11 protein-coding genes are annotated in these 21,282 nt (G+C 73.7%); 4 read left to right on the plus strand and 7 right to left on the minus strand.

All coding sequences use genetic code 11. The annotated features are described in order from the left end of the window. Window positions 1–23 precede the first annotated feature (23 nt). Window positions 24–1,115 carry a ferritin-like protein gene (locus D1J63_RS00965; protein ID WP_164712673.1) on the minus strand — a complete coding sequence of 364 codons (1,092 nt, stop codon included), beginning with the start codon at window positions 1,113–1,115 and terminating at the stop codon, window positions 24–26. A gap of 195 nt (window positions 1,116–1,310) precedes the next feature. Continuing rightward, entirely contained in the window at window positions 1,311–2,132 is an 822-nt protein-coding gene (locus D1J63_RS00970; protein ID WP_125627292.1) for an inositol monophosphatase family protein, read from the minus strand. Window positions 2,133–2,205: 73 nt separating this feature from the next. Between D1J63_RS00970 and D1J63_RS00975 the strand changes: the two genes are divergently transcribed. Next, a complete protein-coding gene (locus tag D1J63_RS00975) occupies window positions 2,206–3,756 on the plus strand; it encodes a hypothetical protein (RefSeq protein WP_125627293.1) in 1,551 nt (516 codons plus the stop codon). 223 nt (window positions 3,757–3,979) lie between these two features. Then, entirely contained in the window at window positions 3,980–4,498 is a 519-nt protein-coding gene (locus D1J63_RS00980; RefSeq protein ID WP_102932704.1) for a lytic polysaccharide monooxygenase auxiliary activity family 9 protein, read from the plus strand. Between the two features lie 114 nt (window positions 4,499–4,612). Here D1J63_RS00980 and D1J63_RS00985 read toward each other — a convergent pair whose 3' ends face one another. Beyond that, window positions 4,613–5,791, minus strand: a complete 1,179-nt coding sequence (locus tag D1J63_RS00985; protein WP_125627294.1) for an FAD-dependent monooxygenase — start codon at window positions 5,789–5,791, stop codon at window positions 4,613–4,615. 148 nt (window positions 5,792–5,939) lie between these two features. Between D1J63_RS00985 and D1J63_RS00990 the strand changes: the two genes are divergently transcribed. Next, on the plus strand, window positions 5,940–6,512 hold the full coding sequence (locus D1J63_RS00990; RefSeq protein ID WP_125627295.1) for a TetR/AcrR family transcriptional regulator: 573 nt from the start codon (window positions 5,940–5,942) through the stop codon (window positions 6,510–6,512). Window positions 6,513–6,776: 264 nt separating this feature from the next. Here D1J63_RS00990 and D1J63_RS00995 read toward each other — a convergent pair whose 3' ends face one another. Then, window positions 6,777–6,989 carry an MbtH family protein gene (locus tag D1J63_RS00995; protein WP_061440594.1) on the minus strand — a complete coding sequence of 71 codons (213 nt, stop codon included), beginning with the start codon at window positions 6,987–6,989 and terminating at the stop codon, window positions 6,777–6,779. 88 nt (window positions 6,990–7,077) lie between these two features. On the opposite strand from D1J63_RS00995, the gene D1J63_RS01000 reads away from it, so the two are divergent. Continuing rightward, window positions 7,078–8,193 carry an alpha/beta hydrolase-fold protein gene (locus D1J63_RS01000; RefSeq protein WP_125627296.1) on the plus strand — a complete coding sequence of 372 codons (1,116 nt, stop codon included), beginning with the start codon at window positions 7,078–7,080 and terminating at the stop codon, window positions 8,191–8,193. A gap of 45 nt (window positions 8,194–8,238) precedes the next feature. Here the strand turns inward: D1J63_RS01000 and D1J63_RS36865 are convergent, their stop codons facing one another. The 3 genes from D1J63_RS36865 to D1J63_RS01010 form a co-directional block, all read right to left on the minus strand. Beyond that, a complete protein-coding gene (locus tag D1J63_RS36865; RefSeq protein ID WP_167751753.1) occupies window positions 8,239–8,379 on the minus strand; it encodes a hypothetical protein in 141 nt (46 codons plus the stop codon). 69 nt (window positions 8,380–8,448) lie between these two features. Continuing rightward, a complete protein-coding gene (locus D1J63_RS01005; protein WP_164712674.1) occupies window positions 8,449–10,149 on the minus strand; it encodes an ABC transporter ATP-binding protein in 1,701 nt (566 codons plus the stop codon). Then, complete coding sequence (locus D1J63_RS01010) at window positions 10,136–21,250, minus strand: non-ribosomal peptide synthetase (RefSeq protein WP_125627297.1); 11,115 nt, start codon at window positions 21,248–21,250, stop codon at window positions 10,136–10,138. The genes D1J63_RS01005 and D1J63_RS01010 overlap by 14 nt, the downstream gene beginning before the upstream one ends. Between the last annotated feature and the right edge of the window lie 32 nt (window positions 21,251–21,282).

The raw sequence follows: 21,282 nt of genomic DNA on the forward strand, positions 1-21,282 counted from the left end.
GGGCCTCACGCGTGGGACGGGCATCAGGCGTGGGGCGGGCGGAACTGGGGGCCGTAGGTGCCGGGAGCTCCCGGGACGGGGATCTCCATGAGTTCGAGCGCGGGGGCCTCCAGCCCGCCCATGGTCCGGACGGCGGAGCGCAGGGTGCGCGCGTCGCCGTCGGCCCAGGCCGCTTCGAGTGTGCTCAGCACCTTGGCGTAGGCGGTGTCGAAGCGGTCGAGGAGGTCCTGGACACGCTTCGACGGGTCGGGCCACCCGCCGGCCGGGACCCGGGCCATGGGGCGCGCGTCGGGGAAGGGCACGGGGGCGCCGGTGAACCGCCAGCCGTCGTGCTCCCGGCGCAGTTGCCGTCCGTGGTAGATCTCGCCGAAGGCGTAGTAGTGGGCCGGGTAGTCGTCCCCGAAGGCGTCCTCGGGGGAGCTGGTGGTGCCCTCGCCCTGTTCCTTGATGGTCTCGATGGCCCGCTCGACGCCGTCGAGGTCGGTCACGGGTTCCAGGACGTCGGAGCCGATGTGCTGGGAGAGCTGTCCCCGGGCCGACAGTTCGGGCGCCGTGGTCCGGAAGGCGTTCATGAGGTCGTCGTAGAAGTGGCCGATGCTGGGCGAACCGTTCAAGCCGCGGGCGAGGGGGGTCTCGGGGGCTTCGATCGCCATCATCACGTCGTGCACGAAGGGCCTGTTGAGACCCGAGAGGTAGACGTTCACCCCGTCGCGCACCCCGCCGGGCAGCGGGCCCGGGTAGGCGAGGGCCGCGTCCGTGATCCGCGGCCGGCCGCCCACGGCCACCAACAGGTTGCAGACGACGCCCATGTGGTACATCTCGTCGCCGATGATGCGCCGGACGAGGCGCGCGACGTGGCTGGTGCGGTCCCCCACCGACCACCATCCGCACAGGTAGGGCGGGATCGTGGCGAGTTCGAGGGCCACGGCGACCTGCAGGGCCTCGCGCAGCCAGTCGACACCGCGGCCGCTGTGGGGGACGGCCAGCAGCCGGGCCACGGACCGGCAGCCGGACACGGCGCCCTCGGGTCGCTCGGCCGCCCGAACGGGCGCGGCGGCCGAGGCGGGCGCGGCTGTCGCGACGGGTGCGGCCGCTGTCAGGACGGCCGACGCCATGAAGGTCCTTCGCCCGAACGGGGCGCCCGTCCCCGACGCTTCCTCGCGCACACCAGTCACCCGTACTCCCTCTGCAAGCGATGCCCGCCTCTGACCGAGACGTCCGCGTTTGTCCGACGGCTGGCGAAACTAGCAGCGCCGAGGCCGTTTCCCGGGCGGGCGGCGCCGAACGGGGCATCCTCTACCCGGTCGGCCCTACCCGCGCCGACCCGGGCCGGCGTCGAGCGGCTCACGTATCAGCGACAGCAACAGCCCGTGGGTCTCCGCGTCGGCCGCCGCCACCAGCCCCCGGCCCGTGGGACCGACCGGGCCGCCGTCGGCCGCGGTGACGACGCAGCCGGCCGCCCGGCACAGCGCGATGCCCGCGGCGAAGTGCACGCTCTCGGTGAGGCCGGTGCCGTCGGTGACATAGGCGGCGCGTTTCCCGGCGGCGACCCAGGCCAGTGCCAGTGTCGTCGACACCGCCCGGGGCCGGAACTCCTGCCGGAACCCGGGGTGGGCGAGCAGGTCCACCGCACGGAACGCGGGCGCGCCCGGGAAGGGCGGGTCGAGGTTCACGTCGACGAGCCGGGTGGCCGCGGTGGGCTCCAGTGCCGTGTCCCGGCCGTCGCGCCGGACCCGGGCGCTGTCCCCGTCGGTGTGGAAGACCTCGCCGCCGAACGGGTCGGCCACCGCCGCGGGACCGTCGCGCAGCGCCACGTTGACGGCCACCAGCATGGTGCCGACGGCGTAGTTGAGGGTGCCGCACAGGGGGTCCACCAACCATTCCCGCACGGCGTCGGCCGGTCCCCGCCGCCCGCTCTCCTCCCCGCGTATCGCGTCCTGCGGCCGGGCGGCACGGATGACGTCGAGGATCACCTCCTCTGCCGCCACGTCGACGTCGGTGGCGAAGTCCCCACCCCCCTTGTCGAATCGGGCCAGCCGCTGCCCGTACCGGGTGCGCACGATCTCCGCGCCGGCCCGGGCTGCGGCGATCGCCACATCGGTGTCGCCTTGACTCACAGGTGAGTTGATCACGGGGTGCAGGGTAACGGCCGCCGCGGTCCCCGCCCTGTCCGCACGCGTTCGCGGCCCGGGCACAATGCCCCCTGTGAGCCATGTCCTGTGCGGCCTCGCCGCCAACTCCGCACTGCCCGCCGAACTGGTCGACCGGCTGATCACCGTTGCCGACGCCGACACCGCCGCAGAGCTGGCCGTGCGCGAGGACCTCACCGTTGCGCAGGTACGCGCGCTGGTGACGCGCGTGCCGGAGATCGCGGTCCGGCTGGTGCACGAGGGGCGGTTGACCGAGGCCGACATCGATCCGGTGGCACAGCCGGACGCCGCCCTCGCTCTGCTCGGCGAGGGCGGCGGTCCCCCTCGGTGGGCGCGTCTGCTCGCGAAGGATCCGGACCGTGCGCGCCGGGAGCGACTGGCCGCCTGCCCGCGTCTCCCGGCCGACGTGGCCGAGGCACTCGTCGCGGACGTCGACGTGCCGGTCGTCGCGGAGGTGGCGTCGCACGCCGCGCGGGAGGTGACCGCCCGGCTGGCGGCCCACCCGCACGCGGAGGTCCGTCGCGCCGTCGCGGCCAACGGGTCCACCCCGCCGGCCCTGCTGGCGGCGCTGCTCACCGGTGCGGGACTGCCTGCCGCGCGACGGTGCCTGGTCTGCGACCGGGAGGAGGTTCCGTTCGTGCACGACCGGGAATGTCCGAGGCCGGACTGCGAGCTGCCGCCGGGGGCGTCGTGCGACGGCTCCCACGAGTCCACCGTGCTCGCCGTCCAGGAGGCGGCGCTGCGCAACCCCGCCACACCGGCCGAGGCCGCCGCCGGTTTCGTCGATCACCCGTCGGCGCTTGTGCGTTGGACGCTGGCCGCCCGCACCGACCTGCCCCCTCGGGTGAGCGAACGGCTCGCGGCCGATCCCGTCCCCGGGGTCCGGGAGGAGGTCGCCGCCAATCCCGCGGTCGACGGCGCCTTGCTGCGCGTACTGGCCGGCGATCCGTCCCACGGGGTACGGCGCGCGGTGGCACATCATCCCCACGTGCCCCTCGACGTGCTCGTCCGCGTGGCCGGCAACACCCGTATCGGGCCCACCCTGCTGCCCCGGATCGCCGCCGCCTCCCCCGCCGAGGTCGAGGAACTGGCTCGGGCGTCGGGCCCCGCGGCACGCATGTTCCTGGCCCAGCGGCGCGATCTGCCGGCCCGGATACGCGACGCACTGGCCACCGACGCCGACGCCAAGGTGGTCAAGTCCGTCGCCACGGACCCGGGTCTGTCCGAAGGGCAGCTACGCGCCATGGTGGACCGGCACGGAAGCCGGGTCGTGGCCAAGGTGGCCGCCAACCCCGGTGCGTCCGCGGCCCTGTTGGAGGAGATCACCCGGCACGGGCAGGCGGCGCGCAAGGCGCTCCGCGAGGTCGCCCGGCACCCCCGCGCCACGGCCACCGCCCTGCGCGCCTGCCTGGTGGACGAGGAGGGGCGTCGCCGGGCCGCCGGTCATCCGGCGCTTCCCCCGCCCGTTCTCCTGGAACTGCTGGACGACGCCGACTGGCAGGTGGTGGAGGCGGCGGCGGGCAATCCGTCCCTGCCGCGTGCCGTGATGGGGGATCTGATCAACCGGCTTTCCCCGGAGGCCGGTTCGCCGTTGACACACTCTTGACACGGTCACGTCGACCGCTTGTATGGTCTAGTCCAACAGAACTCACCGCTCCGTTTACGGAGTTGAGCCCTGCCGGGGTCCCCACGCCCCTGCGGGGACGGTGAGTGCGCGTCGCCTTCGCGCCTCCTGGCCCCACCCACGAGAGGCCGTACTCGGCGTGCGCGCGGTCCCCCACACACGGCCGCGCGTGGCCCCGGGACGGCCGGAAGTGAAGGAGTTCCCCATGCACGCACGCCGGAAGACCGCTGCCCTGATCGGCGCGGCCCTCGCCCCCGTCGTCGCCGTCAGCCTGCCCGCCTCCTCGGCGAGCGCCCACGGCTACATCTCCGACCCGCCCAGCCGGCAGGCCCAGTGCGCGGCGGGCACGGTGTCCTGCGGCGACATCAAGTACGAGCCCCAGAGCGTCGAGGGCCCCAAGGGCCTGACCAGTTGCAGCGGCGGCAACAGCCGGTTCGCGGAGCTGGACGACGACAGCAAGGGCTGGAAGGTCACCCCGGTGTCGAAGACCACGACGTTCTCGTGGCAGCTCACCGCACAGCACGCCACCAGCACTTGGGAGTACTACGTCGGCGGCCGGCGGATCGCCCTGTTCGACGACGGCGGCGCGAAGCCGGGCGCGGTCGTGAACCACCAGGTCGACTTCGGTGGACTCACCGGACAGCAGAAGGTCCTCGCCGTCTGGAACGTCGCCGACACCTCCAACGCGTTCTACGCCTGCATCGACGTCAACGTCGGCGGCTGACGAGCCGGGCGGAGCCGTCCGGGAGCGACCACGCCCCTCGCGGGTGCGCGGTCGCTCCCCCTACGCCGTCCCTGCCTCTGCTTCTACGGCTGCCCGGAGCTGCCAGGCGCCGCCCTACCCGCCCGCCCCCTCGCGTCCACCGGCCCGCTCGGCCGCGAGGGGGTCGCGCGCGAGGTCCTCGGCGTCCGGCTCCTCCAGCAGGAACCCCGCCCCGCCCTCCAGCATCCCCGCGATCTCGGCCGAGCGCGGGAGCATCGTCTTCTCGTAGGTGCGCACGGCATCCTCGACGGTGGCGGAGCGAGCGAGGGCGAGCGCGAGTTCCGCCGCGTCGAGCATGGCCAGGTTGACCCCGACGCCGAGCGGGGGCATCAGGTGAGCGGCGTCCCCGAGGAGGGTCACGCCGGGCGTGTGCCGCCAGGTGTGCGGCACCGGCAGGGCGAAGAGCGGGCGGTCGACGTAGGCGCCGTCGTTCTCGGTGAGCAGGCGGAGTATGTTCGGCGACCAGCCCGCGTATTCGGCGAGGAGCCGCGCCCGGATGCCCTCGGTGTCCTCCGGCCGGAGACCGCTCGCCGCCATCCAGTCCAGCGGGACTCGGCGCATGAGGTAGACGCGCATGTGGCCGCCGCTGTTGCGCTGCGCGAAGAGCCCCCGTTCTCCGTCGGCCACGTGGGCGCTGCCCCGGCCGACCAGTTCGGCCAGCTCCGGATGCGCGGATTCCACGGCGTCGAACCATGCCTCCAGGAATCCGACCCCGGTGTAGCGCGGAACGGCGTCGGACACCGCCGCGCGGACGCGGGAGAAGGCGCCGTCCGCTCCGACGACGAGGTCCGTCTCCACCGTGCTGCCGTCGGTGAACGTCAGGGTCCGCGGCCCGTCGGCCGGACCGCTCACCGACTTCAGTGCGCGCCCCCAGCGCACCGTCCCGGCGTCGAGCGACCGCAGCAGGAGGTCCCGCAGCTGGCCCCGGTCGATCTCCGGGCGGGCCGTCTCGCCCTCGTCCGGCAGCCGGTGGCCGAGGAGGCGCCCCCTGGTGTCGAGGCGGCGCTCCTCCTGGCTCTCCAGCCTGGCGAGTGCGAAGAACTCCTCGATCAGGCCCGCTTCGCGCAGCGCCAGTTGGCCGTCCTCCTCGTGCAGGTCGAGCGAGCCTCCCTGGTCCCGGGAGGCCGCGTCCGGGTCCCGGTCGTACACCGTCGCCGCGATGCCGTGCTGCCGCAGCACGCGTGCGCAGGTGAGCCCTCCCGGGCCCGCACCGATGATGCTGATCCGCGCGTGCGCGGGTGCCGGAGATTTCATGGCGGGTTCCTTCCGTCGGCGGGTCCCCCGTGCCACCACCAAAGCAGAAGCGAGTAAGAAAGTGCAACTGTTCCAGTTAGTGACTCGGTGCACTTACTTTCTCGGTCCGCTTCCGGTGTCGATCCAGTGGCGAGGTAGGGTGACCTCCATGCCCGACTCTCCGATCCCAGGCCGGCGCGAGCGGAAGAAGGCCGCGACCAGGCAGGCCATCGCCGACGCGGCGCTGGAGCTGTTCCTCGAGCACGGTTTCGACCGCGTCAGCGTCCGCGATGTCGCCGAGAAGGCCGATGTCTCGACCACGACCCTCTTCGCGCACTTCCCCAGCAAGGAGGCGCTGGTCTTCGACCGCGAGGAGGAGGTCGACGCCGCGCTGGCCGCCGCCGTCCGCGAACGGCCCGAGGGACAGGGGGTGGTCGAGGCGCTCCGCGCGCACGCCCTGAAGACCTGGGTGCCGATCGTGACCGATCCGCGCCGGGAGAGCTTCACCTCCCTGGTCAACGGCACTCCGGCGCTGCGGGAGTACGCGGAGCGCATGTGGATGCGGCACGCCGACGCGCTGGGCACCGTGATCGCGGAGGAACTCGGCCGGGAGCCGGACGACCCGGCGTGCGCGGCACTGGCCCGGTTCGTCCTCGAGGTCCCCGCCCTGACAGCGGGCCGGCACGATCCACGGGCGACGGTGGAGACGGTGTTCGATCTGCTCCTGCACGGGTGGCGGTAGGCCGCTCGGGAACGACGCCCGCCGCGCCGGTGGATCCCGCCCTACGCCGTCCACGACCGGGTCGGCCGCTCAGACCCCGGGAGCAGCGCCCCCAGCAGCCGTCCCCCGGCCGGAGTGAGCGAAACCGCTCGTGCTCGGCGTCGTCGTGGACGAGGGCGAGAGCGACCAGCGGCACCGCCGGGGCAGGGCCGGATTCCCGTCGACCTCAAGCGATTCCGTAAATACCGGGCCGACAAGATCGGCGGGCGGCGCGAGCGGTGCCGTTCAGGAATCGGCGGACTCGGCCAGGGAACGGGGACGCAGGTCCGTCCAGTTGGTCTCGACGTACTCCAGGCAGGCGTCCCGGGTGTTCTCCTCGAAGGCGACGGTCCATCCGCCGGGCACCTGGGCGAAGGAGGGCCAGAGCGAGTGCTGTCCCTCGTGGTTGACGAGGACGAGGAAGCGGCCGTCGGTGTCGTCGAACGGGTTGGTGCTCATACCCGGAACCTCCCGAGAGATTAGGTTAGGCTCGCCTAATGATCGGTGAGCTTAGCCTTCGGGCTTCGCGCTCCACAAGGAGACCTGCATGGAGTTGACGGGGGAAGAGCCGTTCACCGGGTTCGGGCTGCCCGGTGCTCCCGGCACGGAGGACTTCTGGGCCGCCGCGCGCACGCCCGCGTCGGTGCCGGACGGCGAGGGCGGCTGGACGACCCTGTTCCTGCGGCGCGGGTCCGAGGCGGCGACCCTCGGCTTCGAGAGCTGGTCGGATCCGGTGCCGCTGCGCCGGTGGGGGGTCACGGACTGCTGGTACGCGCTGGTGCGCATGCCGGCCCGGCTGCGGGTGACGTACCGGTTCCTGGTGGGCGACGCCGCGTACGCCGACCCGTGCAACCCGGCCGGTGCGGGCGGCGAGCGGTCCGTGGCCGCGACCCCGGACGCGCCGCCCCAGCCGCACTGGCCGGCGGTCGGCGCCGACGACGTCCCGCCCCTCCCCCGCACCCGGCTGCGGTGGACGAGCCAACGGCTGGGTGGGCGGCGTACCGTGCGGGTCCATCCGGCGGGCGGGGGCGGACCGTTGGTGCTGCTGCTCGACGGGGACGACTGGCTCTATTTGCACCCTGCCGCGACCGCGTTCGACTCGGCCGTCGCGAGCGGTGGGATGCCACCGGTCACGCTGGTGTTCCTGCCCGCCAGGGACCGCGCGGCCGAGTTCGGTTGCCGGCCCGAGCTGTGGGAGGCGGTGCGGGACGAGTTGCTGCCCCTCGTGGCGGAGAGCGGTGTGCCCGCCGACACGGACCGGCTCGTGGTCGCGGGGCAGAGCCTGGGCGGCCTGAGTGCGCTCTACGCGGCGTTGGAGTTCCCCGGTCTGGTCTCGCGGGTGGCCTGCCAGTCGCCGTCGGTGTGGTGGACTCCGCAGGCCGCGGACCTGGCGGACCCGCTGGGCGGCCCGCTCGGCGGTACCCTCGCGGCCCGGCTGCGCGGGCGTCCCGACCTGTCCGGGCTGCGGGTGGCCTTCGACGTGGGCGAGCACGAGGGGCGGATGCTGCCGCACTGCGCCCTGGTGGAGGACCTCACCGCGCGGGCCGGCGCGACCGTGCGGGTCTCCAGGTCGGCGTCGGACCACGACCGGGCGGGCTGGCGACAGGCGCTCCTGCGGGACGTGGCCTGGGTACTGGCGCCGGACGGCGCGGCCGGAACGTGAGGGTGGGCGGCACGGCTGCCGCCCACCCCCGACGCCGGGACGTCCTCAGCTCTGGGGACGCTTGCCGTGGTTGGCGCCGTTCTTGCGGCGGGCCTTCTTCTTGCGACGTCGTTTCGAGGACATCGATACCTCCTTGCGGTCGGGTTTCCACACGCTTTGCACCGGATTGTCACCTCCGGTGATCACAGAGCCCCTTTCCTGTCCGCGCCGGACCAAACATCCGGCACGGGGGCACCCGGTCAACGGGCCGGCCGGTCATCTGGTCACTGCCATGCGGTACTGCTCGTCGGTGGCCAGCAGGCCGCGGTGCGTGTCCTCGGCGGTGACGACGCCGTCGTCCAGGACGAGCACCCGGTCGGCGGCGTCCAGCAGGGCGGGGCTGCTGGTGATCACCAGGGTGGTGCGGCCCCGGCGCAGCTCGGCCACGCCCCGCGCGATGAGCTGCTCGGTGACGGCGTCGACGGCCGTGGTCGGGTCGCGCAGCACCAGGACGTCGGTGTCGGCGGCGAGGGCGCGGGCCAGGGAGAGCCGCTGGCGCTGGCCTCCGGAGAGGTTGGCGCCCCGGTCCCGGACGGCGTGGTCGAGCCCTTCCCGGTGCAGGGCGACGACGTCGGTCAGCATCGACGCCTCGACCGCTTCGGGGACGATACGGCTGGTGCCCGTCGGGTCGATGTTGGAGCGCAGGGTGCCCGCGAAGATCTCGCCGTCGTACGGGTTGACCAGCAGCCGCTCGCGGACCGCCTCGACCGCCAGGTCCGCCAGGTCCCGTCCGCCGACCCGCACCGTGCCCTCGTACGCGTCGGGCGGGACGTTCAGGGCGAGCACCGCCGCGAGGTCGGCCGCGGCGCGCGGCTGGTACGCGGCGACGGCCACGAACTCACCGGCGGACACCCGGAAGCGCACCTTGCGCAGCGTCCCGTGGCGGACGCAGTCGACCTCCAGGTCGGTGCCCTCGGCCGGCCGCTCCCGCCCGGGTGTCGTCACCGGCGGCGCGGTGAGGACCAGGGCCATCCGCTCGGCGGAGGCACGGGCGATCATCACGTACTTCGGCATCTCGGAGAACAGTTTCAGCGGTTCCATGATGAACTGCGCGAGGCCCACGGCCATGACCAGTTCACCGATGTTGATCCGTCCCTCGAAGGCGAGCCACCCCGCCGTGAGGGTCACGGCGGCGGCGAGCACCGCGTTGAGGGCGAGCGCGGTGCCCGCGTAGACACCGCCCACGCGGGCGACGGTGACCGACTGCTGCTTCGCGTCGGTGCTGACCCGGCGGTAGGAGCGGAACGCCGCGTGGTTGCCGCCGAAGCCGTGCAGGGGGCGCAGGCCGATGATGAGGTCGGCGACCTTGGCGCCCGCCCGCGCCACCCGCGCCTGCTGCTCGCGGGTGCTGGAGCCGATGCGTCTGGACATCACGCTCAGGACGGACAGGATCCCGACGGTTCCCACGATGACCAGCAGTCCGAGCCGCAGGTCGGCCAGCCCCAGGGCGACCGCCGCGATCAGCACCGCCACCAGCGAGCTGATCAGCAGTGGCACCACCTCGATGATGTCGGCGGTCTGGTCGGCGTCCTCGGTGGCGATGGTCAGCACCTCGCCGGACTTGAGGTCGACGTCCCTGGCGACCGGCTGGAGTCCCGCGCCCGCGACCCGGACCCGCCAGCGGTGTGCCTCGGTCGTGTTGGCCTTCTGCAGGATCCGCATCCCGAACCGCCAGGACAGCGACACGGTCGTGATGATCACGGCCAGCGCGGCGACGGAGAGGCCGAGCGCGCCGAGGCCGCGGTGGCGCATGGTGTGCTCGACGATCAGGCCGAGCGCGATGGGGAAGGCGGTCTCACCGGCCTGGTAGAGGCCCATGAGGACGGTGCCCCAGGCCATCGCGCCGACGTTGCGCCGCAGGGCGGTACGGAGGATGTCGGACCCCGCGCGGGGCCGCTGGGTGTCAGGACTGGTCATCGAGATGGCGGGCAATCGCTTCCGGGGTTCGCAGGGTGAACAGATCGCGGATCGTGATCACTGGACCGTACTCCCGGCGGAGCAGCCCGGTCAGCCGCACCGCCAGCATGGAGTGGCCGCCGAGCGCCGTGAAGTCGCTCACGGCGCTCACCTCGTCGTCGTCCAGGTCCAGGGCCTCGGCGAAGAGTTCGCACACCGTCGTCTCGGTCTCCGTCTCCGGTGCGCGCTCCACCGCCGTGGTCAGCGCCCCCAGCGGCTTGGCCTCGGGGAGCGCCTTGGTGTCGGCCTTCCCGTTCACGGTCAGCGGGATGCCGTCGACCTGGGCGTAGTGCGTGGGGCGGAGGAAGTCCGGCAGTGCGGCGCCCACTTCGGCGGCCACCTCGGCCAGGTCCGCGCCGTCCAGGACGAGGTAGGCGGCCAGCCGGTGGGCGCCGTCGACCTGCGGGTCGGGCTGGGCGACGGCGGCGACGAACCGCACCGCCGGGTGGGCGGCGAACGCGGCCTCCACCTCGCCGGGTTCCACCCGGTGACCGCGGATCTTGACCTGCTGGTCGGTGCGGCCGAGGTAGGTCAGGTTGCCGTCCGGCCGCCGCGCCACCAGGTCCCCGGTGCGGTACATGCGCTCGCCCGGGGCGCCGAACGGGCAGGCGACGAAGCGGTGCGCGGTCTGGGCGGGCTGCCCGAGGTAGCCGCGCGCGATGCCGACGCCCGCGACGTACAGCTCGCCGGGGACCCCGTCGGGCAGCGGTCGCAGCCACGGGTCCAGGACGTACACGTCCGTGTTGTCGATCGCGACGCCCACCACCGGGTCGGGGCACTCGAAGGTGCCGACGCCGAGGGTGTTGATGGTGTATTCGGTGGGCCCGTACAGGTTGTAGCCGACGGTGCCCTCCGTCTCGGCCAGCCGTGTCCACAGGGCCGGGGTGACGGCCTCGCCGCCCAGCAGCACCAGCGCGGGCCGGCGGGCCGGGTCGTCGAGCAGGCCCTCGGCGACCAGTTGCTGCGCGTAGGTCGGGGTGACGTTGACGACGTCGATCCCGTGCTCCAGGCAGTACGCGACCAGCCTGGGCGCGTCGCGGCGCAGTTCCTCGTCGCAGATGTGCACCTCGTGGCCGTCGGCGAGCCAGAGCAGTTCCTCCCACGACATGTCGAACGCGAAGGACACGGTGTGGGCGATGCGGAAGGTTCGGTGGCCGTGCGCCGTCAGGACGGGTTCGAAGATCCGCCGCTGGTGGTTGAGCAGCATGTTGGTGAGTCCGGCGTACTCGGTCACCACCCCCTTGGGCCGGCCGGTCGAGCCGGAGGTGTAGATCGTGTAGGCGGGGTGCCGCAGCCGGTTCGGGTCGTCCGGCGCGAAGGTCACGAACGGCTCGGCCCCGGGCAGCGGACGGTCCAGCTCGATCAGGTCGAGGCCGCCGGTGAGCCGGTGCGCCACCGTGCTCACGGTGAGTACGGCGTCCGGGCGGGCGTCCGCGACGATCGCGGCGATCCGCTCGTCCGGGTGGTCCAGCTCCAGCGGCACGTACGCGGCGCCGGTGCGCAGTACGGCGAAGAGGGCCACGATCGAGTCGAGGGAGCGCGGGATCGCGAGACCGACCGTCGTCTCGGGGCCGATGCCGCGCCGGGCGAGCACACCGGCCACCGCCCGGCTGCGGTCCCGCAGTTCGGCGAAGGTCATGGCCGAGCCGTGGGCGACGAGTGCCGTCCGGCGCGGGTCGCGGTCGGCCGCCCGGTCGAAGCGGTCCACGACGGTGTCCGTGCCGACCTCGGTGCGTGGCGCGGGCTCCGGCGCGGGGGCCGGGCCGGGCAGCGCGCCGATCGGACCGACGGCACGGGTCAGGCGGTCCAGGACGCGCAGGTAGTCGTCGAGGAGGTCCTGGGCGCCCGGGGTGTCCTGGTCGCGGTACTCCAGTTTGACGGTGAGCCGTTCGCCGGGGGTGACCACCCACGTGAAGGGATAGTGGGTCGAGTCGTCGGCCCGCACCGAGGTGATGCCGTGCCTGGCGTTCATCTCGGCGAAGGCGTCCAGGTCCAGGAAGTTCTGGAGGACGAACAGGTTGTCGAACAGCGTGTCGTGGCCGCCGGCCCGCTGGATCTCGCCGAGTCCGAGGTGCTCGTGCTCCATGGCCTCGACCCGGGCCGCCTGTACGGCGGTCAGATAGGCGCCGACCGTGTCGTGCGGCCGGGCCCGCGTCCACATGGGCACAGTGTTGAGCAGTACGCCGACGACGTCGGCCAGTCCCGCGCCCTCGCGGCCGGAGACGGTCACGCCGAAGACGGCGTCGGCGCGGCCGGTGCGCGCGCCGAGGAGGAGGCCGAAGGCTCCGGTCAGCACGGTGTTCAGGGTGACGCCGTGGGCCCGGGCCGCCTCGCGCAGGGCGCTCGACTGTCCGGTGGTCAGCGTGTGCACGAGGGCGCGCGGCAGGGCGTCGGAGAGGGCGGGCGACGGTCCGGCGAGCAGGGTCGGGCCGGGCAGGCCGGCGAGGTGCCGGGCCCAGAAGCGTTCCGCCTCGGCCGGGTCCTTCGCGGCGAGAGCACGGGCGTGGTCCTCGAAGCGCGGCATGGCCGGTACGGCGTCGAGGGGCGCGCCCTCGACGACGGCTCGGTAGGCGTCGAAGAGGTCGCGCAGCACGATCTCCCGCGACCAGCCGTCCCACAGCAGCAGGTGGTAACTGAGCAGCAGGCCGTCGCGGTCGTCGGGCAGACGGACCACGGTGAGCCGGATCAACGGCGGCTCGCCGGGGTCGAAGCCGGCCTCCCGGTCCCGGAGCCGGAGGGCGTCGGCCTCCGCGTCCGTCGCCGCCTCGACCGTGCGGACGTCGACCCGCCGACCGGCGGAGAGCACCTGGACCGGGTTCCCGTCCTCGTCCGGGGTGAAGCCCGCGCCGACGGCCGGGTGCCGGGCGAGGACGTACGCCATCGCCCGCGACAACGCCTCGGGGTCCAGGCGTCGTTCGAAGGTGAACCAGCTCTGGGCGACGTAGTGCCCGGCCGGGCCCGTCAGCTGGGCCTGGAAGTACAGGCCCCGCTGGAGCGGGGTGACCGGTGCCGTCCGCTCGGCCGTGCCGGCGGCGTCCGCGAGGTGTTCCAGTGCGCGCTGCCAGTGCTCGGTGATCTCGTCGGGGACGCCCTCGGCGAGGGTGAAGACAGCGTGCAGGCGGCCGGTGGCGGCGTCGGTCCAGGAGTTGACCTCGACGGCGTAGGGGCTGTCCGGGTCCGCGCCGGTGAGCCGTGGTGCCTCCGACTCGCTGCCCCGGCCGAGGTAGTTGAAGAGGACCTGCGGGTGGGCGCCGGCGAGCAGCGGGGCGGTCTGCGGGTTGAGGTACCTGAGCCCGCCGTAGGCGACGTGCGCGTGCTCGTCCGGCTGGCGTTCGGCGACCTCGCGGGCCGCGGCGACGGGGTCGGTGCGGGCGGTGAGCCGTACGGGCGCGATGGCGGTGAACCAGCCGACGGTGCGGGTGTAGTCGTGGTGGCCGAGGGCCGGGACCCTGCCGTGCCGCTCCAGGTCGACCGCCAGATCGGTGGGCGACGGCTGGACCCGGGTCAGGGCGGTGCGCAGCGCGCCGCACAGCAGCTCGGTGAGGCCGAGCCCCAGTGCGGCGGGCGCGGTGCGCGTGACGCGGTCGCTCACGTCGGGTGCGAGTACGACCGTCCGCTCGCGCGGGTTCTGGGCGGGGGGCAGCGGGGCGGGGGCCTGGAGCGTGCGGATCCAGTGGGTCAGGCCGTCGGTCTCGTGGGTGGACCGGTACGCGAGTGCTTCCGCGTACTCGGCGTAGGAGGTGGTCGGCGGGGCCGGGGCCGCACCGCGCATGGCGGCGGCGAGGTCGTCCAGCAGGATCAGCCAGGACACGGCGTCGACGGCGAGGTGGTGCACCGCCACCACGAGGGTGCGGCTCGCCTCCAGCCAGGTGAACGCGATGACGTCGCCGGTCTCGGGGTCGAGCCGGCCGGCCGCCTCGTCGGCCGCGGCCGTCGCGTCGGTGCCGGCGGCGCGGGCGACCGTGACCTCGCGGACGGGTTCGGTGCGCAGGGACCACACCCCGTGGTCGGTCCGCAGCCGCAGCCGCAGCGCCGGGTGCGTGGCGACGACGGCCCGTGCGGCGCGCTCCGCGTCGGCGAATCCGGTCCCGTCGGGTGCGATCAACGTCCTGGCCTGGGCGAACCGGGCGAGCGAGCCGCCCAGTGCCCGCCGGCGCAGGATGATCGGCGTGGGCGGCAGCGGGCCGTCCTCCTGGCGGTCGGGCGCGGGCCCGGGTGCCGTCGCACCGGGTGTGCGGGTGGCCAGGTGCTCGGCGAGCGCGCGGGGGGTGCGGAGCAGGAACACGTCGCGGGGTGCGACCGGCAGGCCGAGCGCCCGGGCTCGGTTGATCACGGTGATGGCGACGATGCTGTCGCCTCCGGCGGTGAAGAAGTCGGTGTCGGCGTCCGGGACGGAGCCGGGCAGCGTGTCGGCGAAGATGCCGACGAGGGCGGCGAGGGCGGAGTGGCCCCCGCCCCCGGGCGCACCGCCGTCCGGCGCACCGACGATCGACGCACCGCCGTCCGGCGCCCCAGCGCTCGCCGCACCCCCGATCAGCGCACCACCGGCCGCACCCCCGATCAGCGCACCACCCGCCGCACCTCCGATCAGCGCACCACCGCTCGCCGCACCCCCGCTCGCGGCCGGTGGCAGCGCGGCGCGCTCGGTCAGCGCCTTGCGGTCCAGTTTCCCGTTGACCGTCAGCGGCAGGGCGTCCACGGGCAGCACCCGGCCCGGCACCATGTGCGCGGGCAGTTTCGCCGCCAGCAGCGCGGTGAGGTCCGCGGGCGCCCGGCCCACGACGTGTGCGACCAGATGGTCCTCGCTGTCCGCCACGGTGACGGCGGCGTCGACCACGCCGTCGAGGTCGCGGATCGCCGACTCCACCTCGCCCGGCTCGATGCGGAACCCCTTCAGCTGCACCTGGTCGTCGGCGCGGCCGACGAACTCCAGCTCGCCGCCGAGGGTCCGGCGGGCGAGATCACCGGTGTGGTACATGCGGGAGCCGTCCGCCTTGAACGGGTCCGCCACGAACCTGCCCGCGGTCAGCCCAGGCCTGCCCAGGTAGCCGAGCGACACCTGGTCGCCGGAGACGTAGATGGCGCCCACCCGGCCGGGCGGCACCGGGCGGAGCCGGTCGTCGAGCAGGTGCGTGACGAGCCCGGGGACCGGGCCGCCCACCGGGCTGGTGGTTGGGGCGCCCGGGGCGAAGTCGGCGGCGGTCAGCACCCGTCGGGTGACGTGGACGGTGGTCTCGGTGATGCCGTACATGTTGACCAGCTCGGGCGCGTCGGTGCCGTGCCGTTCGACCCAGTCGCGCAGCCGCCCGAGGTCCAGCGCCTCCCCGCCGAAGATGATCCGGCGCAGTGCGGGCAGCGGCTCGCCCGCGTGCCGGTCGGCCTCGGCGAAGCGGTGGAACGCCGACGGGGTCTGGTTGAGCACCGTGACCCCGCGCTCGCGGACCAGGCGGTGGAAGTCGACCGGGGAACGCGTCAGCCCGTAGTCCGGTACGAGCAGCTCACCGCCGTGCGCGAGGGCGCCCCACAGCTCCCAGACGGCGAAGTCGAAGGAGAAGGAGTGGAACTGGACCCACACGTCGTCCGGGCCGAAGGCCATCGCGGGCCGGGTGCGGTCGAGGAGCGTCACGACACTGGAGTGCGGGACGACGACGCCCTTGGGCCGGCCGGTCGATCCTGAGGTGTAGATCACGTACGCCGGGTCGTGCCAACCGGGTCCCGGCCCCGGCTCCCCGGCGGGGTGCGGGTGGTCGTCGTGCTCCTCCCCCGGCACCAGCACGCGGGCCGGCACGCCGGTGCGGGCCAGCAGCCGGGTGAAGCGGTCGCGCTGCCCGGGGTCCACCAGGACGACCTGCGGGGCGGAGTCGGCGAGCACGTACTCCAGGCGCTCGTCCGGGTACGCCGGGTCCAGCGGTACGTAGGCCGCGCCGGCGGCGACGACGGCGACCAGGGCGGCGACCTGCTCGACGGAGGGCGGCACGGCGACGGCGACCCGCTTGCCGGGGCCGGCGCCGGCCGCGCGCAGGACGGCGGCCAGGACGTCCTTGGCCCGGGCCAGCTCGCCGTAGGTAACGGACCGGGTGGCGCCGTCGAGGGCGCACTGGGTGACGGCGGTGGCGGCCGGGGCACGGCGCGCCGCGGCGTCGAACAGTTCGCTCAGGGTCGTCGGTGCGACCGGCTCGGCGCGCCCGGCTCCCCGGGACATCGGGTCGTCGACCGGGGCGTCGGGCCGGGTGAGCAGCCCCGTGAGGTTGCGCGTGAACGTGCGCAGGATCCCGCGGACGTCGCTCTCCCGCAGCAACTCGGCGTCGAAGACCAGATTGAAGCGCGGGGCGCCTTCCGGTGTGCGCTCCACCACCAGGGTCAGGGGATAGTGCGGGGAGCCCTCGTTGACGATGCCGGTGACGACGAGGGTGTCGCCGGGGCGCCGGAGTGCGTGCAGGTCGGGCGCCACGTCGAAGACCACCAGGGTGTCGAAGAGCGCTCCGGCGCCCGCCCGGCGGGCGATGCGCGCCAGCGAGACGTGCTGGTGCGGCAGTACCGCGCTCTGGTGCGCCCGGACGGAGGCGAGCAGTTCGCGCGCGGTCGTGGTGCCGGCCCACCGGGCGCGCAGGGGGACCGTGTTGATGAACAGGCCCACCATGTCCTCGATGCCGGGCACGTCGGCGTCGCGTCCGGACACCGTGGAGCCGAAGACGACGTCGTGGCTGTGCAGGATGGCGCCGAGCGTGAGCGCCCAGGCGCTGTGCACGGCCACGCTCAGGGGCACGCCGGCCGACCTGGCCGCCGCGTCGACGTCGGTGTCCGCCGTCATGGCGAAGTCGGCGAAATGCTCCGAGGGCGTGTGTCCTTCGGCGATCAGGGACGGTCCCGGGAGCCCGGCCAGTTCCCCGGCCCACACCCGGTCGCCCGCCTCGTCGTCCCGCGCCGCGAGCCGGCGTGCGTGGTCGGGGAAGCCGCGGCGCGCGTACCCGGAGCCCGGCGCGTGGTACTCGGCCAGCAGGGTGCGCAGCATGGGCGGGACCGACCAGCCGTCGGCGACGATGTGGTGCACGGTCTGCACCAGGACGTGCCGGCCGGCTCCGGCGTGGACCAGTGTGTACCGCATCAGCGGGCCGGCGGCCAGGTCGAATCCGGCACGGCGGTCACGCTCGGCGAGCTCACGGATCTCGTCGTCGGTGATGCCGGGACGGTCCAGTGTGGTGAAGGGCGCCTCGGCCCCGCTCTCCAGTACGGAGACCACGCGGCCGTCGGCCAGGGCCACGAAGCGTGCGGCCAGGTTGGGGTGGAGGGCGAGCAGCCGGGTGGCGGCCGCCGCCAGCCGCTCCGGGTCCACCTCGCCCTCCAGGGTGAGCAGTTGCTGTTCGACGTAGCTGCCGGTGGCTTCGCCGTCGTAGACCGAGTGGAAGTACAGGCCTTCCTGCAGCGGTGTCAGCGGGAGGATGTCCCGCAGCGCCGGGCCGTCCAGGGCGTCGACGTCGGCCTGGCTGAGCGGCAGGGGGCGGAAGTCGCTTGGTGAGTGGCCGCCGTGCTCCAGCGCGGCCAGCCCCGTGAGCGCCTCCCGGTAGTAGGTGCCGAGGGTCGTGATGTCCGCGTCGGTGAACACGCCGTCGGGCCAGGAGACGGCGGTGACCAGTTCGTAGGCGCCGTCGGAGGCGGGTTCGGCGATCGCGTTGAACTCCAGGGCGCGGGGCAGGCGCATGCGCGGGTCGCGCTTCTCGCCCAGTTGCCCCGTGGTGCGGGCGAGTTGCCAGTCGGCCGACGATCCCGCGTCGAAGCGGCCCAGGTAGTTGAAGAGCACCTGGGGTGCGGGGGTGTCGAAGGCGACCTGGGCCAGATGGCGCAGGGCGCCGTAGGAGACGCCGTTGTCCGGAACGCGCGCGAGGTCCTCCTTGACCGCCTTCAGCGCGGCGGCCAGGTGTTCGGGTGCGGTGGGGTCGGTGGCCGTGCCGGGGTCGACGGTCACGGGGAAGAGGGTGGTGAACCAGCCGACGGTGCGGGAGAGTTCCGGCTCGAAGCCGGCGGACGGGGCGACGAAGCGCGGCTCGCGGCCGTGGCCCTCCAGTTCGAGGTGCGCGAAGGTCTGCTCCTGGCCGAGGTCGCGGCGCCATCGGGCGAGGGCGACGGCGAGCGCGGTCACCAGTACGTCGTTGACGCCCGCGTGGAACTTCGCGGGTGTCTCACCGAGGAGCGCGGCCGTGGTCCGGGCGTCGACCCGGACGGTCCGGACCCGCTCCCGTGCCACGGTGTCCTCCGCGGTCAGGTCGCGTCTGCCCAGTGGTTCGTCCGGCCCCGGCAGCGGGCGCCGGTAGGGGGCGCTGTCCGCGTCGAACGCCGCCCGCTCCAGCAGTTGGGTCCAGCGCCGGAACGACGTTCCCTCCGCCGGGAGTTCGATCGCCGCGCCGGCGGCGAGCTGTCGCCAGGCCGTGGCAAGGTCGTCCATCAGCACGCGCCAGGACACGCCGTCGATCACCACGTGGTGGACGACGAGGACCAGCCGGCGTGACGTGCGGTGCCAGACGGCGCGCAGCATCGCGCCGCCCGCCGGATCCAGTCCTTCGGTGGCGAGGGCGAGGCAGGCGTCGAGCGGCAGGTCGCTCTCCTGCCAGAGCACCGCTGCCGGTGCCGTAGCCGCGTCCGAGTCCTTGGCCGCGTCCGTGTCCGCGTCCGTGTCCGGGATGTCGAACCCCCAGCGCTCACCGCGCACCAGCCTGGCCCGCAGCATGGGGTGCCGGTGGACGACCGCGGCGAGGATCGTGTCGAGGGCGTCGGCGGTCAGGTCCGCCGGGGTGTTGAGCACGACGGATTGCACGAAGCCGTCGACGGCGTCGGTGGTCTCGCCGAGCCACTGCACGACGGGAGAGCCCACGACGGTGCCGAAGGGCACGTCGCGGTGGTCCACGGCCGTGGTGTCCTCGCGGCTCGCCACCGCCGCCAGCGCGCCCACCGTGCTGTGGGTGAAGATCTGCCCCGCCGTGACGTAGAGCCCGGCCTCGCGCAACGCGCTCAGCAGGGAGATGGCCAGGATGCTGTCTCCGCCGAGCCGGAAGAAGTCCTGGTCGACGCCGACCCGGTCGAGGTGGAGCAGTGCCGCGACCGCCGCGCACACCGTCCGCTCCGCGTCGGTGCCGGGCGGGACGAACGAGGCGGTGCCGACGACGGGCTCGGGCAGCGCGTTCCGGTCGAGCTTCCCGTTCGCGGTGAGCGGGAACTCCGTCATCACGACGACGTGGGTGGGCACCATGTACTCGACCATGTGCGCGCCGGCCCAGGCCTTGACGTCGTCCGCGCGCAGGTCCTCGTGGCCGGCGGCCGGGATGACGTATCCCACCAGGTAGGTGCCGCCCGCCGCGTTCTTCTTCGCGACGACGCAGGTGTGGCGCACTGCGGGATGCTCCGCGAGGCCGGCCTCGACGTCCTCGATCTCCAGGCGCATGCCGCGGATCTTGACCTGGTTGTCCGCGCGGCCGAGGAAGTCGAGCGTGCCGTCGGGGGCGAACCGCGCGAGGTCGCCGGTCCGGTACAGCCGGGAGCCGTCGTTCGCGAAGGGGTTCGCCACGAACCGGGAGGCGGTCAGCCCCGGCGCGTTCACATAGCCGCGCCCCAGCAGCAGTCCTCCCGCGTACAGTTCGCCGCCGACGCCGACCGGGACCGCCCGCAGTTCGTCGTCCAGGACATAGAGCTGGGTGTTGGGATTGGCCCGGCCGATCGACGTCGACAGGCGCTCCGCCGCACCCCGGTAGACGACGTGCGAGACCCCGATCGTCGTCTCGGCGGGGCCGTAGCCGTGGTAGAGGGGAATGTCGAGTCGGGCGCGGAAGCGCTCGTAGAGTTCGGGGGTGAGGACCTCGCCGCCGCACCACACGTGCCGGAGGCTGTCGAGGCATCCCGAGTCGCCCGCCATCTCCAGCAGGACGTCCAGCATGGACGAGACGAGGTAGGTGAAGGTGACGCGCTGTTCGGCGATCACGCCGAGCAGGTGGTGCGGGTCGCGTTCCCCGCCGGGCCGCAGGACGACGAGCCTGCCGCCGCTGACGAGGGGCAGGAAGATCTCGTTGATGGAGATGTCGAAGGACAGCGGCGCCTTGAACAGGGACGCGTCGTCGTGCCCGAAGCCCAGGATCTCGTGGATCTGCCACAACAGGCGCTCGCTGATGGCTTCGTGCCGGATCATGGCGCCCTTGGGCCGTCCGGTCGAACCGGAGGTGAAGATCACGTATGCCAGCGAGTCGCCGGGGAGGGTGACGCCCGGTCCTTCGGTGGGGTGGGTCCCGAACCGCCAGTCGCCGAGGTCCACGGCCACCGCTTCCGGCTCGTCCGGTGCGTGCTCGCCCGAGGAGTTGAGCTGTACGACGACCCGGGCGTCCTCGACGACGACGGCCCGGCGTTCGGCGGGCCAGTGCGGGTCGAGCGGGACGAACGCGCCGCCCGCCCGGAGTACCCCGAGCAGCCCGATCACCATCTCGGCGGAGCGTTCCAGCGAGATGCCGACCACGTCTTCGGCGGTGATCCCACGGGCGATCAGGTGGTGGGCCAGTTGCGCGGACAGCTCGTCCGCCCGACGGTAGGTCAGGGTGCGGTGTTCGTCGACGACGGCCACGGCGTCCGGTCTGGCGCGGGCCTGTTCGCGGAACATCTCCACCAGGGTGGGGCGGACCCGGTCGGCGCCGGTGTCGTTCCAGCGGGCGAGGTTCTCCAGCCGCTCCGCCGGGCCGGACGGGCCGATGGTGCCGAGCGGCCGGTCCGGGAAGTCTGCCAGGTCGTCGAGCGCGCGCCGGGCGTCGTCCGGTGCGACGCCGTCCGGAAGGGTGATGCTCCGTCCGTCGGCCCCGACGGCCCAATCGCCGGGCGCCGTGCCGCCGTTGTCGGCCCAGGCGAGTACGTCGGTGAAGAGCGTGCCTTCGGCGAGGTCGAGGCCGGCGGGACCCCGGCCCGAGGTCCAGTACGACAGTCCGATGGCGCACGCCTCGGCGATCACCCGGTCGGAGAAGTCGCCGGTGCGCCGGCGTATGTCGGTCAGCTGCCCAAGAGAGAGCCGGACGAGAGAAGCGGTCGGTTCCATCATCGAAGACTCAACGCCCCTTCCAAGGAATGAAG

Source organism: Streptomyces sp. KPB2 (genome assembly GCF_003950055.1).
Taxonomy (GTDB): Bacteria; Actinomycetota; Actinomycetes; order Streptomycetales; family Streptomycetaceae; genus Streptomyces; species Streptomyces salinarius.

What these genes read in the sequence shown, in the direction of transcription:
- D1J63_RS00990 (WP_125627295.1), top strand. Translation starts at nt 5,940, where the DNA reads ATGCCCGACTCTCCGATCCCAGGCCGGCGCGAGCGGAAGAAGGCCGCG.
- D1J63_RS01010 (WP_125627297.1), bottom strand. Translation starts at nt 21,250, where the DNA reads ATGATGGAACCGACCGCTTCTCTCGTCCGGCTCTCTCTTGGGCAGCTG.
- D1J63_RS00965 (WP_164712673.1), bottom strand. Translation starts at nt 1,115, where the DNA reads ATGGCGTCGGCCGTCCTGACAGCGGCCGCACCCGTCGCGACAGCCGCG.
- D1J63_RS00985 (WP_125627294.1), bottom strand. Translation starts at nt 5,791, where the DNA reads ATGAAATCTCCGGCACCCGCGCACGCGCGGATCAGCATCATCGGTGCG.
- D1J63_RS00980 (WP_102932704.1), top strand. Translation starts at nt 3,980, where the DNA reads ATGCACGCACGCCGGAAGACCGCTGCCCTGATCGGCGCGGCCCTCGCC.
- D1J63_RS01000 (WP_125627296.1), top strand. Translation starts at nt 7,078, where the DNA reads ATGGAGTTGACGGGGGAAGAGCCGTTCACCGGGTTCGGGCTGCCCGGT.
- D1J63_RS00995 (WP_061440594.1), bottom strand. Translation starts at nt 6,989, where the DNA reads ATGAGCACCAACCCGTTCGACGACACCGACGGCCGCTTCCTCGTCCTC.
- D1J63_RS01005 (WP_164712674.1), bottom strand. Translation starts at nt 10,149, where the DNA reads ATGACCAGTCCTGACACCCAGCGGCCCCGCGCGGGGTCCGACATCCTC.